Source organism: Acidovorax sp. (assembly GCF_046339755.1).
Classification (GTDB): Bacteria; Pseudomonadota; Gammaproteobacteria; order Burkholderiales; family Burkholderiaceae_C; genus Acidovorax.
This window is the reverse complement of sequence record NZ_JBKDTZ010000307.1, coordinates 22,357-36,581: the sequence shown is the minus strand read 5'-3', so window position 1 is coordinate 36,581 and position 14,225 is coordinate 22,357. Positions and strand designations below refer to the sequence as shown.

The window sequence follows — 14,225 nt, the reverse complement described above, 5'->3', positions numbered from 1 at the left end:
GTCGTCGGCGCCGCGTTCGCTGCCGCTCTCGGCCAGTTCGGCAATCACGCTTCCGGCCAGCACCATGGCGCAGGCCGCTGCCGCCATGCCGGCCAGCAGCACCCAGCGTGCATCGGTGGGCGTCCAGGAGGGCAGGGCCCGGTGCAACCAGGGGCCGCCGTGCCGGCGCAGCGTGCGCAGGCCCCACAGCGATGCAGGCCCCACCAGGCTGGCCAGCGCCAGCCCCAGCAGCCACCAGCCCAGCGGGTGGGCTGCCACCAGGGTGCCGATGGCATGGGCATCCGCCATCATCATCATCATCGCCATCGTGGAATCGGCGCTTTCGCCGTGTACGGTGTGAAGGGCATGGTGAACAAGACAGGAACAGACAAGGATGCCGTTTTTACCCCAGTGCCCAACAGCCCTTCGCGGCCGGTGTGAATGTAGGACGAGGCGCCGACAAGCGCACAGCGCCGTGGCTGACAGGCTCCGGACCGCAGGCCGGGCACCATTGCCGGTAGCGGCGCAGGCATCCTTCCTGTACTGTCACTTCCAGCCCGTCCGCCCCCATCCATGACCATCGCCGAACGCCCCCCTGCCGTCCACCCCCACGGGCGCATCCACCTCGTGGTGCCCAAGCGCCCCGGCGCCGACTTCGATCTGGTGCGCGCCAAGCTCGAGGGCGCTTTCGCGGCGCACACACACGACGTGGTGTGGCACGTGCCGGACCAGCGTGGCGACATCGTCGACCTGGCGGTCACCGCAGTGCGTGCCGCCCAGGCCGATGCCGGGCTGGTCGTGGCTGCAGGCGGCGACGGCACCATCAACGCCGTGGCCGCTGCTGCGCTCCAGGCCGGCGTGCCCATGGGCGTGATTCCGATGGGCACCTTCAACTACTTCAGCCGCGAGCACGGCCTGGCGCTCGACCCCGAGGTCGCCGTGCAGGACATGCTGCGCGCCATGGAGCTGGGCGACATGCGGCCCGTGCAGGCCGGCTTCGTCAACGAGCGCATGTTCGTGGTGAACGCTGCCGTGGGCCTGTACCCGCGCCTGCTGGCCGAGCGCGAAAAGGCCTCCAAGCGATTTGGGCGCTCGCGCATGGTGGCCATCCTGTCGGCCGTGTGGAGCATGTTCCGGCCCGCGGGCGGACGCCGCTGGCGCGTGATCCTGCGCACGCACGAGGGCGCCCAGGCCCGGCAGGAAGAGCACCTGGTCACCACGCTGTTCGTGGGCAACAACCCGCTGCAGCTGGATCGCATGGGTCTTGCGCAGGCCCAATCGGTCGCCGATGGCGGGCAACTGGGGCTCGTCCTGCTGCAGCCCCAGGACCGCTGGTCCGTGGCGCGCACCGTGTGGAATGCGGCCACCGGCCAGTTGGCGCGCGATCCTGCCGTGGTCAGCATGGCCTGCGCTGAAATGAGCGTGGCGCCCGCGAGCTGGCGCCCTGCGCAGGTGAAGGTGGCTTTCGACGGCGAGCGCGAATGGATGGCGCCGCCGCTGCGCTTTCGCGTGCACGACAAGCCGCTGTGGCTGGTCACGCGCACCACGCTTGATCGCGACCCCACGTCCGCACCGGCGGCTGGCGATGTGGCTGCAAGCCCCCTTGCGCAAGAGGTGCCGGCGCCGGAGCCTACGGCTCCACCGGCCATCAGCCCCTTGCCAGCGCTGGGCTGACTGCTTTTCGCTTCTTTTTCACTTTCACACTCGGCTCCACGCCCCACCGCAGCGCCACCCATGTCCGTACTGATGCACCTGTCCGACCTGCACTTCGGCGCCCACGAACCCGTGGTCTGCCGGGCGGTGCAGGCACTGGCGCGCCAGCTCGGGGTGTCGGTGGTGGTGGTCTCGGGCGACGTCACGCAGCGCGCCACGCCGGAGCAGTTTGCGCAGGGCGCCAGCTTCATCCGCGGGCTCGACGCTGGCGCCACCGTCGTGCTGCCCGGCAACCACGACCTGCCCCTGTTCGCCTGGTGGCTGCGCTGGGGCCGGGCCTACCAGCGTTTCCAGCACGAGTTCGGGCAGGACCTGGAGCCCGTGCGACAGCTCGGCCGCTTCTTCATCGTGGGCGTCAACACCACCCGCCCCTGGACGCACGAGCGCGGCAGCCTCTCCAGCGCGCAGATCGCCCGTGTCGAAAAGCAGCTGGCGCAAGCCTACGAGGAGCCCTGGCGCATCGTCGTCGCCCACCACCCGCTCACGGCCCGCAACGCGCACGACAAGGAGCACCGCCCCGCCCGCGCCGAAGAAGCCCTGCTGCGCTGGCGCGACGCTGGCGCGCAGATGCTGCTCTCGGGCCACGCCCATGCCGCCGGCCTGCTGCAGCCGCTGCCCGGCCTGTGGGTCAGCCAGGCCGGCACGGCCGTGTCGCACCGGCTGCGCCACGGCTACCCCAACAGCCTCGTCATCCTGAGCCACGAAGCCGACCCCCAGGACCCCGACAAGGCGCAGCGCTGGGCCTCGCGCTGGGACTACGACCCCGAGCGTGCGGCCTTCCACTGTGTGCAGCGCCAGTGGGTGGATGACCCCAAGGGCGCCCTGGCCATCTGATCCTCAGAATCGGTGCCGCACGCCCAGCGCGAAGCTGGTGCCCTGCGCGTCCAGCGCACGCGGCGGCGCCGGCAGGGTCTGCGTGCGTATGCTGTCGCGCATGGCCACCAGGTACAGGTCGGTGCGTTTCGACAGGAAGTGGACTGGAGCCTGCGCAGCTTCGGCCCGCGCGAAGCGAAAAGCGGCTTCGGCTTTCTGCAGGCCAAGCCCTCCACGGCCTTTGCGCCCATTGCCGTCACGCCCGACGAACTGGGCCCGGCCTGGCGCGACTGCCGGGTGCACCTGCAGCTGCAGGTGCACCGCAACGACGCCTGGTGCGGCCACCCGCATGGCGGGGCCATGCATTTCACTTTGGCGAACTCATCGCCCATGCGGCGCGCACGCGGCGGTTGTCGGCCGGCACCCTCATCGGCTCGGGCACGGTCTCCAATGCCGACGCGGCCATGGGCTCGTGCTGCATTGCCGGGCGGCGCGTGATCGAAACCCTGGCCCAGGGGGCGTCGCGCACGCCGTTTCTGCGCTTTGGCGAGCGGGTGCGCATGGTCGCGCTGGACGGGCAGGGCCGCCCGGGGCCTTTCGGAATGATCGACCAAGTGGTGCTCCAGGCCGCCGCCCAGGCTGGTTGAAGGGGGTTGGGGCAGGCTGCCATGGATGGGGGCACGCCCTAGCTTGACCGCCCACGGGGGCGCGCCTATTCTGGCCGGACGGGATTGCCGTGCCCTTTGCGCGGCCAGGCGTGCGCACCGCCACCGCCTGTGGAATCCGTTAGCCTGCTGCCCATGCACAAAGAATTCAACCAAGACGTCCTGCGCCGCCTGCAGGCATTGATCGCCCGCGAGACCGGTGCCCCTCTGGGCGAGGCCGCCGCCGCCGAGATGGCCGCCATCCTGCGCGGTGCCGATGGCCCTGAGGGTGCGCCGCAGAACGACGACGTGATCGCCGCGCCGCGCGAGGTCACCATCTTGCTGGCCGACCTGCGCGGCTTCACTGCGCTGTCGGGCGCGCACCCGGCCAGCGTGGTCATCACCGCGCTCAACCGCTGCCTGTCCAAGCTCAGCGAGGTCGTCTTCAAGCACGGCGGCACCATCGACAAGTTCATGGGCGACTCCATCATGGTGCTCTTCGGCGCCCCCGTGGCGCGCGAAGACGACGTGGACCGCGCGCTCATGTGCGCCATCGAGATGCAGATGGTCATGCGCGACCTGAACCTGGCCCATATCCGCGAGCGCCTGCCCGAGGTCTTCCTGGGCGTCGGCGTGAACACCGGCACCGTGATGGCCGGGCGCTTCGGCTCCAATGTGTACTCCGAATACACCGTCATCGGCGAAGAGGTGAACCTCGCCTCGCGCATCGAGGCCTTCAGCCTGCGCGGGCAGGTGCTCATCAGCGAAGGCACCTACCAGCGCTGCTGGGGGCTGGTGTCGGCATCCGCCCCCATGCAGGTCTACGTCAAGGGCCGCCAGCAGCCTGTGGCCCTGCGCGAGCTGGTGGCCATTCCCTCGCGCCGGCTCAAGGTGCCACGCCAGGAGTTCCGCCGCAGCCACCGCGTGGACACGCGTCTGCCCTGCCTGTGCCAGCGCATCCAGGACAAGATCATCGTGCCGCAGATCGTGCACACCGCCGTGCGCGACATCGGCTACCACGGCCTGCTGCTCGAAGTGGCCGAGAAGATCGAGCTGCACAGCGAGGTCAAGCTCGAATTCGACCTGAGCCTGGTCGAGTACCGCGCCACCGAGGTCTACGCCCGCGTCGTTACCCTCAAGTCCGAGGGTGGCCAGTGGCTGGCCGGCGTGGAGTTCACCTCCATCAGTGCCGAATGCCTGGAAAAGGTGCGCATGTTCGTGCAACTGTTGGTGGCTGCGCGGTAAACCCGCAACAGGAAGCCGCGGGTGACGCCCGCATCGGACCGGCTGGACAGAATGTCCAGCGGCCGCGTGGGGAGGCTGTCTATCATGGGCCACGGGACACAGTTGGCCTGTCGGGCGGTTGGTTGCCGCCTCACTGGGGCGCGGCCTGGTGTTCCTTGTCGTACCTCGCCCATCCCCTCCATGGCTCATTGAATGTCTTCGAACACCCTGACCTTTACCTGCATTGGCACCGACACGCCGGCCCTGACCCATCTGCACCAGCTGCTGCAGGCTTGCATCGGTGTGAAGTCCGAACAATGGCCAAAGCTCCTTCAGGAGTGCTTTGAAGACTGGGAGTCGCCCTATGTCATGAGCGCCTCCCTGCGCGGGCAGACGCTGCGTTTCGTCGTCGACAGCTCGGCGGGCGACGAGCTGGACAAGTCGCACATCCTGGCCCTGCATGCCGCAGGGGCCGAGCACATCCGCCTGCGCACCTGGTATGGCCAGGTGGGCGAGACGCGCACCCTGTACCTGCACGGCGGCAAGCGCGTGTCGGCCAAGTCTTTCCCCGCGCCCACGCTGTCCGAGGAGGAGCGGCTGTACGAGCTGGTGCTGGAGGGCAAGGACGCGGCGCTGGCCAAGGAGGTCAAGGCCGGTGCACCGCCCGATGCCGTGGTGGACGGCAAACCGCTCTTCGTGCACGTGGCCCGCGCGGACATGGGCAAGTCGATGGAGGCGCTGTTCGACGCCAAGGCCGACCTGGGCCGCTGCCTGCCGTGGGCGCCCGAGGTGGTGCGCGCCGTGGCCTACCGCGACAGCAAGAAGACCGAGCCCATGCTGCGCGCACTGCTGGGCGCGCCGAAGCAGGGAACCAATGCACCGGCCGGTGCGCCCGTTGCCGACGCCGCCGCGCTGTGGAACGCGACGGTGCTGCGCGGCCTGGGCAAGGTGCCTGCGCTGCTGGCGTGGCTCGTGGCGCAAGAGGGGGTGGACGTGAACGCCATGCTGCTGTTCGCCCAAGAGGACGGGCAGCCGCTGCAGGAGATCGGCAGCCTGCTGTTCAACAGCGTGGAGTTCTTCAAGGACGACCCGGGGGTGCTGGCCGCGCTGGCGGCCCGGGGCGCACGCTCCGTTGCACCGCCCGGCATGTCCGACGCCCGCCGCATCCAGCGCATGTACTGGGGTTACCGCGATGCCGAGACCATTCCCCAACTGGCCGCCGCGGGCGTGAACCTGGACACGCCACCCATGGATGGGGATTCGCGCTCCCTGCTGCGCCTGCTGCTGCGCACGCCCTGCATCGGCAACCGCGACCTGACCCTGGCCACGGCCCTGCTGGACGCCGGCGCCACCGCCCGCTGCTGGATGGACCCGGTCGATTTCCAGGCCGGGGTGCTGGCGCCGGTGTTCTGTGCGCGGGACCGGGTGATGCTGGGCCCCATCGTCGCGCCGGGGGAGGACGAACGCTTCGACATCGAGCGCGACGGCAGGCTCATCGTGCACCTGTTGCGTGGGCTGCTCGCGCAGGGGCTGGACGCCAATGTGCAGGTTTCACTGTGCCTGATGGCGCTGGGCCGGGACTACGGACAGGATGTCCGCTACCCGCGCCTGCGCTACCGCGGCCCGCTGCTGGGCGCCATTGCGTGCCTGCTGTGCGGCCCCGGCAGCGACATGCGATCGCTGTGCCTGCCCCTGGTCACGCTGCTGCTGCAGCACGGCGCATCGCCCCATGCCGAAGCCGTGGTGGTGGCAGATCTTCCGCGGGACGAGCACTTCAGCGACCTCTACATCCACGGCGACTGGCCACGCAACACCCGGGACTTTGCACCCACAGGGTCCGTGCTGGAGCGTGTGCGCCAGCGGCATGCAGCGCACGCGGACGACACCGATGCTGCAGTCCTCGAGGCGCTGGAGCAGCCGAGGGGGTAACTGCGGTCGCGGTGTCCAGGTTGTTGCGGAGCGTTGCCTTCAAGCTGCTGCAGGCCTGGTTCCAATCGCCTCGACACGGCACCGGCAGAAGCTGCGCCGGGCCCAACCCGGCACTTGCACTTCCAAGGTGGGCTCTGCCAGCCTTTCCATTCAACACCCCAGCTGCGTCGCCAGGTCCGTCAGCCGCGTGCTGTGCAGGTCGTTCCCGGCCTGCGCCGATATGTCCTTGGGGTGCGCCGCACCAAACTCCAGCGGCCGCTCCACATAGATGGTGCGCAGCCCGCAGCCGCGTGCCGCCGCCAGGTCGTCGTGGTGGGCCGCTACCAGCGCCACCTGGGCGGGCTCCAGGTCGAAAGTGCGTGCCACGCCCAGGTAGGTGTCTGGGTGGGGCTTGTAGGCCTTGAAGACCTCGGCGCTCAGGATGCAATCCCAGGGCAGGCCGGCGCGCTTGGCCATGTTGGTGAGCAGGCCGATGTTGCCGTTGGACAGCGTGGTGATGGTGAACCGGGTCTTCAGCCGCGTGAGCCCGGCCACGCTGTCGGGCCAGGGGTCCAGCCGGTGCCACACGCGGCTCAGGTGCCAGCGCTCGGCCTCGGTGAGGTGGGCCAGGCCGAAGCGCGGCAGGATCTCGTCGAGGATGCTGCGGTGCAGCTCGTCGATGCGCGTCCAGCCCAGCTCGCCGCGCATCACCCGCGCCATGGCCGGCTGGTAGCCGGCGCGCCAGGCCAGGGCGAAGGCATCGGCATCCACGGCCGGGTACAGCGCCCGCACCTCGCGCACGATGCTGCCGTGCCAGTCCACCACGGTGCCAAAGATGTCGAAGGCCAGCACCTGCACGGTGCTGGCAAGCTCGTCTGCAATGCTCGGTGGGGTCATGCGCTGGCCTTGCTAGGGTGAAGAAAACACCCCAGCGTAGCAGGCCCGGCCGGCAAGCCGCCGCCAGCACGTTTTGCCGGGCCGTGCTATGGTTACAGGATTCGGGTTTACCCCCGTAACTCCGTTTCTTCTCCAGCCCCTGTTCCCTCTGCGCTGCACCATCGCGTGCGGCGCAGTGCTGTCTTTTTTCTGCCGCCATGACCGCGCCCCTGTCGCCTTCCACGTCGCCCATCGCCCACACCCCCACCGACGACCGCACCCTGGTGCGCGCCGTGCTGGCCCTGGGGGTGGGTGGCTTTTCCATCGGCACGGGTGAATTCGTCATCATGGGCCTGCTGCCCGAGGTGGCGCGCGACATCAACGTGAGCATTCCGCAGGCCGGCCACGTCATCAGCGCCTATGCGCTGGGCGTGGTGGTGGGCGCGCCGGTGCTGGCCGTGCTGTGCGCCAACTGGGGGCGGCGCGCGCTGCTCATGGCGCTGATGGTGGTGTATGCGCTGGGCAATTTCGCATCGGCGTTGGCGCCGGGCTACCTGTCGCTCAGCGCCATGCGGTTGTTCACCGGCCTGCCGCACGGCACTTACTTCGGCGTGGCCGCCCTGGTGGCCGCAGCGCTGGCGCCGCCCGGGCGCCGCGCGCGTGCCGTGGGCTGGGTCATGCTGGGGCTGACCACGGCCACGCTGGTGGGCGTGCCGATTGCCGCCGCCCTGGGCGAATACTTCGGCTGGCGCGCGGCCTTCGTCTTCGTGGGCCTCATCGCCATGGCCGCCGTGGTCATGGTGCGCCTGTGGGTGCCCGACATGCCGGCATCGCACGGCGCCAGCCCGCTGCGCGAACTGGGCGCCCTGGCGCGCAAGCAGGTGTGGTTCACCCTGGGCATCGGCGCCATTGGCTTTGGCGGCATGTTCGCGGTGTTCAGCTACCTCAAGCACACCCTGCTCGAAGTGGCCGGCATGCCGCCAGCGCTCATGCCCTTCGTGCTCTCGCTCTTCGGCTTGGGCATGGTGGCGGGCAACATCGTCGGTTCGCGCATGGCCGACAAGGCCCTCATGCCCACCATCGGCAAGGTGCTGCTGTGGTCCATCGTGGTGCTCGCGCTCTTCGTGCCCGCCGCGCACCACCCCGTCAGCGCGGCCTTGGCCACCTTCTTCCTGGGCACGATGGTCGCCATCGGCCCCGCGCTGCAGATCCGCCTGATGGATGTGGCGGGCGACGCGCAGACCCTGGCCGCCGCGCTCAACCACTCGGCCTTCAACGCCGCCAACGCCCTGGGCGCCTGGCTGGGCGGCGTGTCCATCGCGGCCGGCCTGGGGTGGACTTCCACCGGCTGGGTCGGCGTGGTGCTGGGCATCTGCGGCGTGGGCATCTTTGCGTGGTCCCTGTCCAGCGAACGGAACACCCGGCACGCCACGGCGTGAACGTGGCGGCGGTGCGACACCGCTGCAAGGCAGGCAATAGCCACCGCGTTCTGCGTTACAGTGAACGCGGGCCAACCCCATTGTTGGCCACGTCGCTCGGACGGTTCCGGGCGCTTACGTGAAAGTTCACCAGCATGTCTGCTTCTCAGGGCAAGCGCCGCTTTGCGCGCATCGATCGCCTACCCCCCTACGTCTTCAACATCACGGCCGAGCTGAAACTGGCCGCGCGCCGCCGTGGCGAGGACATCATCGACATGAGCATGGGCAACCCCGATGGCGCGACCCCGCCGCACATCGTGGCCAAGCTCACCGAGGTGGCCCAGCGGCCCGACACCCATGGCTATTCCGCCAGCAAGGGCATCCCGCGCCTGCGCCGCGCCATCAGCCACTGGTACAAGGACCGCTATGCGGTGGACATCAACCCCGACACCGAGGCCATTGTCACCATCGGCTCCAAGGAAGGGCTGGCCCACCTGATGCTGGCCACATTGGACCGGGGCGACACCGTGCTCGTGCCCGACCCGAGCTACCCCATCCACATCTACGGAGCGGTGATTGCCGGGGCCGACATCCGCAGCGTGCCCGTGGCGCCCGATGTCGACTTTTTTGCCGAGCTCGAAAAGGCCATCCGCGGCAGCTACCCCAAGCCCAAGATGATGATCTTCGGCTTCCCCAGCAACCCCACGGCGCAGTGCGTGGAGTTGTCGTTCTTCGAGCGCGTCATCGCCCTGGCCAAGAAGCACGACATCCTGGTGGTGCACGACCTGGCCTACGCCGACATCGTGTACGACGGCTACCGGGCCCCCAGCATCATGGAAGTGCCCGGCGCCAAGGACGTGGCGGTGGAGTTCTTCACCCTGTCCAAAAGCTACAACATGGCCGGCTGGCGCGTGGGTTTCATGGTCGGCAACCCCGACCTCGTGGCCGCGCTCGCCCGCATCAAGAGCTACCACGACTACGGCACCTTCACTCCCCTGCAGGTCGCGGCCATCGCCGCGCTCGAGGGGGACCAGCAGTGCGTGAAGGACATCGCCGCCCAATACCAGCGCCGCCGCGACGTGCTGTACAAGGGCGTCACCGAAGCCGGTTGGGCCGTGGACTGCCCCCGGGCCAGCATGTACATCTGGGCCCGCATCCCCGCGCCCTACCGCGCCCTGGGCTCGCTCGAATTTGCACGCCAACTGCTCGACAAGGCCAAGGTCTGCGTCTCGCCCGGCATCGGCTTCGGCGACCAGGGCGACGAGTACGTGCGCTTCGCCCTCATCGAGAACGAGGCCCGCATCCGCCAGGCCGTGCGCGGCATCCGCGCCATGTTCAAGGCCGATGGGTTGTTGAAGGTGCCTGCGGCGGTGGCGACAACGGCGTGATGCCGCAGTGATGACGGCCTGCCCGGTATGGGCAGGCTCGCGGACGAGGAGCGGTGGGCGGGCAACCAAGCCGCTTTCTCCCGGTGCGCAGGGCCATCATCGGGCCGCGTGTGATTCGATACGCAACAGACGTTCGCTTACGACAGCCGGCCCAGTCGCGGTTTAGACTGATGGGTATGCACATGTTCGACTACCACCCCGACGACCTGGACGTCACCATTTCCGAAATGCTGGTCGCCACCAGCGACTCTGCCGACCACGAACTTCCCGAGGTGGTGCCGGCGGTGTTGAAGCTGCTGCGCAAGCGCCTGGGCATGGACGTGGCTTTCGTCTCCCAGATCGCAGATGGCCGCCGCACCTTCAAGGCGGTGGACAGCTCGCCAGACTTTGCGCCCGTCGTGGAGGGCATGTCCGACCCCGCCGAAGAAAGCTGGTGCCAGTACGTGGTCGAAGGCCGCCTGCCAGAAAAGATCGACAACGCCGTGCCCCTCGTCATGGCAGGCCAGGCGCCCGACCCTGGGTTCGACATCGGCACCCACCTGAGCACCCCTGTGCGCTTGGCCGATGGCCAGGTCTACGGCACGCTGTGCTGCTTCAGCCGGGGCGTGCAGAAGGATGCAGATATTGATCGGCTGCGGTACACGGCGAACCTGCTGGGCGAGAAGTTGTCGGAGGGGGCAGGAGAGGCTTCTCGCTGAACTCGCGGTGATGGGGTGGCGACCACGGCGCGCTTGTTGTGGCCCCGCAGCCCCTCAGGCCTTGCGCAGCCCCTGCAACGTCTGCAACAACACCACCCGCGTCTGCCCCAGCACCATGCCCTTCCATTCCTCGTTGTCGCAATAGAAAGCGTCGCGCAACTGGGCGCGGATCTCGCGCTGCTGCGCGGCCGGCGCGTCGGGGTGGCGGCGCAGCCAGGTGTCCGCGCGCAGGCGGTACAGCATGTCCGGCTCGGGCACGGTGCCGAACTCCAGGCCCATGGGCGCGATGCGGGCGTTGGGGCATTCGTCGAACGCGGTCGATACCACCGGGCCCGACACATCGGCCGAGGCCGAGTCGCCGGAGAACGGCGAGAACACGTCGGCGCCCCACCAGGATTGGGCCAGCGCCAGGTCCTCGGGCGTGTTGCGGCCGGGGTAGATCTTCTCGCCGTGGCCGTAGGGGCCCAGGCCGGTGTGCTCGTCGCTCCAGCCCAGGTGCGTGGCGGCTGCCGCGGACTTGCGCAATATGGAGCGGATGGTCCTGGTGCTCCACGACGGGGCGGTGCCGCCGTAGAACAGACCGTCGGGCGAGGTGTACTGCCCCTTGAACACGGCGTTGCGAAACGCGGCCATGCCGTGCTGCGCAATGTAGGCGGCCACGGCCGCGTCGTCGGCGGGCGTCGGCGGCCACGTGGCGGGCAGCACCAGCGGCTCCACTTCGGCGTAGGCCGTGTTCACCGGCAGCGGCGCGCTGAAGTCGATGTGGTTGCGGTTCAGGTCGATGTTGTCTTCGTTCGTGCGGTGCAGGTGCGAGAACCCGTGCGGGTTGACCGCATGCACCAGCAGCAGCGCCACTCCGGCCTGTTCGAGGCGCGCGAGCAGATCGGCATCGTGCAGCGCGGCGACCTGCGTGCCCGATCCGCTGAAGCCTTCGGGCCCGTGCGTGCCCGAAGTGACGAGCAGGATCTTCTTCGCACCGATGGCGCCGACCAGCGCCACGTCGGTGGCCAGTTCCTCGCCCAGCGCGCCGCGGTGCTGCGGGAGCACAAAGGATTCGATGGAGGCACCGCTGTGCGCTGCCGCGTCGAGGAACTTGGCGCGGGCTTCGGCGTAGGTGCCCGAGAAGTAGCGCGTGGCGGCGCTGCGGTGTGGGGTTTGCATGGCGAAGGTCTCCTGTAGGGGTGCGTTGGGTTTGACTACATCGCCCAGATCCGCGGCGCCTCGCCTTGGAGCGCCCACATCTGCTCACGCCACGCCACGCGCACGGCCTTGAGCAGCTTCATCGCGGGTTCCACCTGCGGGGCCAGCACGCGCAGCACCACCATGCGGTCATTGGGGCTGGTGACGCCGGCGGTGGCGGCCACGGCGGGGTGCGCGTCCACCACAGCGCGGGCCACGTCCAGCGCGGTATCGCGGCGGTTGCGCTCCAGCGCGCTGCCGGCGGCAAAGAACATGCTGGCCATGCAGCGCTGGCCGGCCAGGCCCAGGGGGCTTTGCAGCAAACGTTCGTCGGCCGCGTCGATCACGCCGCGCTCCAGCCACAGACCGGGCACGGTGAGGTGCTGCACGAAGCGGCCCTGCACAAAGGGCTGCTCGGCATGGGGCAGGCCCAGGGCGGTCACGTCCCAGCCCATGCATTCGGCGCCAGGCGCCAGGTTCAGGGTGAGGTGGTTCTCGGCATTGCAGGCGCTGTAGCACAGCGCCTCCAGCGGCAGCCATTCCAGGCGCGCGCCTTCGGCCAGCGTGAGGTGGCTGCGCTGCAGCGCCAGCGGGCCGGTGGATCGGTAAAAGCGCGTGGCGCCCGGTGTGGTGACCAGGCCGTGCGCGCCCGGGCCCACGGTGGCGGCGATGTCCAGCGTGTCGCCGCCCACCAGGCCACCGGGCGGGTGCACCAGCACGTTGTGGCAGATGGCGTCGCCCTCGGGGTACAGGCTTTGCAGGATGCGCAGCGGGCCGTTGTGCTCGTACCGCGCCACGGTGCGGGTGGCGTTGGGGGTGGGGCCTTCAACGGTGTAGTCGAGCTGCAGGCGCGCGTGCCAGGACATGGATGGAAGCTGCTATTAAATGAATAGCTGATTATGCCCTCGCACCTGCCTGCGGCCGGTGCAGCGGGTGCTACGCAGCCTTGGCCACCGGCGGCACCCAGCTGCGCAGCTTGCCGGGGTTGAGCAGGCCCTGCGGGTCAAAGCGCTGCTTGATGCCCACTACCGCAGGGTCAAGGTTGTTCTGCTTGCCGTCTTCCACGATGTACACGTGCGGGTTATTGATCTGCACGCCATGGTCGCGGTAGATCTGCATGATCTGGTTCAGGCGCTCTTCGGTGCTGTAGCGGATCAGCTGCAGCCCGCTGCAGTTGAAGGCGCCTTCCTTGGTGCGCAGGAACTCCAGGTGCATCATCACCTCGCCACCCAGCGCCTTTTCCAGTGCCTTGACCTGCTCGATGCGCGTGGCGGGGGTGAAGCCGCTTTGGATGTAGGTAAGCGTCTTGTCCACCTTCAGCGCGTGCAGGGTGGTGTGGTTCCAGGTGTATTCGAGCAGGGTCTTGTGGCTCTTTTCCACCTCGTCGGCGGTCTTGCGGTAGCTCACGGTGCCGCCATATTTCGCGGCCATGTCGCGCATGCCGTCTTCGGAGTGCGGGGCCACCAGCAGCATCACCGCGTGGCAACCCTTGGGCAGGTGCTCGGCCAGGCTGGTGAAGTAGTCGGGGATGGGGGCGGCCAGAAAGCACACCTCTTTTTTCTCCAGCCCGGGTGCGGCGCCAAAGCGGTCGGCAAACTCCAGCGCAGCGTCGAACTCGGTGAAGGTGACGATGCATTCCGTCCACGCCACGGTGGGGGTCAGCGCCACCTCCAGCTCCAGCACGATGCCGTTGGTGCCGTAGGTGTGGTGCAGCAGCATGGCCTCGGGGCCGCGCAGCTCGATGATCTGGGGCTCGGGCTCCACCGTCATGGCGCGCACGGCCAGCACATTGCCAGGGGCCGCCAGCGGCCCGTGGTTGATCGACCCGGCCCCGCCAAAGCCACCGCCGAACAGACCGCCCAGCGTGGCGCTGCGGTAGGTGGAGGGCAGCCAGCGCAGCTCTTGCCCCTGGGGCTTGGCCTGCGCGTCGAAGTCCGACAGGCGGATGCCCGCCTGCGCCCGGCCCACGCCGCCCCGCACCCAGCCAAAACCGTTGTAGCCCGACAGGTCCAGGATCACCCCACCATGCAGCGGCGTGCTCTGTCCGTAGTTGCCGGTGCCGCTGCCGCGCACGGTCAGGGGGATCTGCGCGCTGGCACAGGCGGCCACCACCTGGCGGATCTCGTCCTCGGTGCGCGGGCGCACGGCCACGTCGCCGCGCTTGCCGGCCAGGTCGCGCTTGAGCACGGGGCTGAACCAGGCAAAGTCCTGCGACAGCCGGCCCACGCGCAGCGGGTCGGCAATCCAGTCCAGGCCAGGCAGTTGTTCGGGCAGTTGGTGGGCGGTTAGGGTGGTCATGTCTGTCTCTCCTGTCGGTGCGGCGGGTGGTGGCAGGCACAGCGCGGCCCCCACCACGCGTGCGCGGTGTCAAAAATGGATGCGGTC

Annotated in this window: 11 protein-coding genes and 2 pseudogenes; 8 read left to right on the top strand and 5 right to left on the bottom strand. The window is 69.0% G+C overall.

The window, feature by feature from the left end; genetic code table 11:
* A pseudogene (locus tag ACK59X_RS26620) lies at positions 1–306 on the bottom strand (hypothetical protein); the annotation flags it as partial.
* Between the two features lie 246 nt (positions 307–552).
* Between ACK59X_RS26620 and ACK59X_RS26615 the strand changes: the two are divergent.
* From ACK59X_RS26615 to ACK59X_RS26595, 5 genes and pseudogenes are all read left to right on the top strand, one after another.
* The gene (locus tag ACK59X_RS26615) at positions 553–1,653 is read left to right on the top strand and encodes a diacylglycerol/lipid kinase family protein (protein WP_409961537.1); all 1,101 of its coding nucleotides are present in this window, start codon (positions 553–555) and stop codon (positions 1,651–1,653) included.
* A gap of 60 nt (positions 1,654–1,713) precedes the next feature.
* Positions 1,714–2,526, top strand: a complete 813-nt coding sequence (locus ACK59X_RS26610; RefSeq protein ID WP_409961536.1) for a metallophosphoesterase family protein — start codon at positions 1,714–1,716, stop codon at positions 2,524–2,526.
* Between the two features lie 141 nt (positions 2,527–2,667).
* Positions 2,668–3,152, top strand: a pseudogene (locus ACK59X_RS26605) (fumarylacetoacetate hydrolase family protein); the annotation flags it as partial.
* Positions 3,153–3,305: 153 nt separating this feature from the next.
* Positions 3,306–4,394, top strand: a complete 1,089-nt coding sequence (locus ACK59X_RS26600) for an adenylate/guanylate cyclase domain-containing protein (protein WP_409961535.1) — start codon at positions 3,306–3,308, stop codon at positions 4,392–4,394.
* A 192-nt stretch (positions 4,395–4,586) separates the two neighbouring features.
* A complete protein-coding gene (locus ACK59X_RS26595; protein ID WP_409961534.1) occupies positions 4,587–6,302 on the top strand; it encodes a hypothetical protein in 1,716 nt (571 codons plus the stop codon).
* A 150-nt stretch (positions 6,303–6,452) separates the two neighbouring features.
* Here ACK59X_RS26595 and ACK59X_RS26590 read toward each other — a convergent pair whose 3' ends face one another.
* Positions 6,453–7,178, bottom strand: a complete 726-nt coding sequence (locus ACK59X_RS26590) for a haloacid dehalogenase type II (protein WP_409961533.1) — start codon at positions 7,176–7,178, stop codon at positions 6,453–6,455.
* 197 nt (positions 7,179–7,375) lie between these two features.
* Here ACK59X_RS26590 and ACK59X_RS26585 point away from each other — a divergent pair, with 197 nt between their 5' ends.
* The 3 genes from ACK59X_RS26585 (at position 7,376) to ACK59X_RS26575 (ending at position 10,661) form a co-directional block, all read left to right on the top strand.
* Positions 7,376–8,596 carry an MFS transporter gene (locus ACK59X_RS26585; protein ID WP_409961532.1) on the top strand — a complete coding sequence of 407 codons (1,221 nt, stop codon included), beginning with the start codon at positions 7,376–7,378 and terminating at the stop codon, positions 8,594–8,596.
* Between the two features lie 134 nt (positions 8,597–8,730).
* Positions 8,731–9,963: an alanine transaminase gene (gene alaC, locus ACK59X_RS26580; protein WP_409961531.1), complete on the top strand. Its 1,233-nt coding sequence runs from the start codon at positions 8,731–8,733 to the stop codon at positions 9,961–9,963.
* A 182-nt stretch (positions 9,964–10,145) separates the two neighbouring features.
* Entirely contained in the window at positions 10,146–10,661 is a 516-nt protein-coding gene (locus ACK59X_RS26575; RefSeq protein WP_409961530.1) for a GAF domain-containing protein, read from the top strand.
* Between the two features lie 54 nt (positions 10,662–10,715).
* Here the strand turns inward: ACK59X_RS26575 and ACK59X_RS26570 are convergent, their stop codons facing one another.
* The 3 genes from ACK59X_RS26570 to ACK59X_RS26560 all read right to left on the bottom strand — a co-directional run bounded on the left by ACK59X_RS26570 (position 10,716) and on the right by ACK59X_RS26560 (position 14,138).
* On the bottom strand, positions 10,716–11,822 hold the full coding sequence (locus ACK59X_RS26570; protein WP_409961529.1) for a M14 family metallopeptidase: 1,107 nt from the start codon (positions 11,820–11,822) through the stop codon (positions 10,716–10,718).
* 35 nt (positions 11,823–11,857) lie between these two features.
* Positions 11,858–12,706 carry an urease accessory protein UreD gene (locus ACK59X_RS26565; RefSeq protein ID WP_409961528.1) on the bottom strand — a complete coding sequence of 283 codons (849 nt, stop codon included), beginning with the start codon at positions 12,704–12,706 and terminating at the stop codon, positions 11,858–11,860.
* 70 nt (positions 12,707–12,776) lie between these two features.
* A complete protein-coding gene (locus ACK59X_RS26560; protein WP_409961527.1) occupies positions 12,777–14,138 on the bottom strand; it encodes an FAD-binding oxidoreductase in 1,362 nt (453 codons plus the stop codon).
* Positions 14,139–14,225 lie beyond the last annotated feature (87 nt).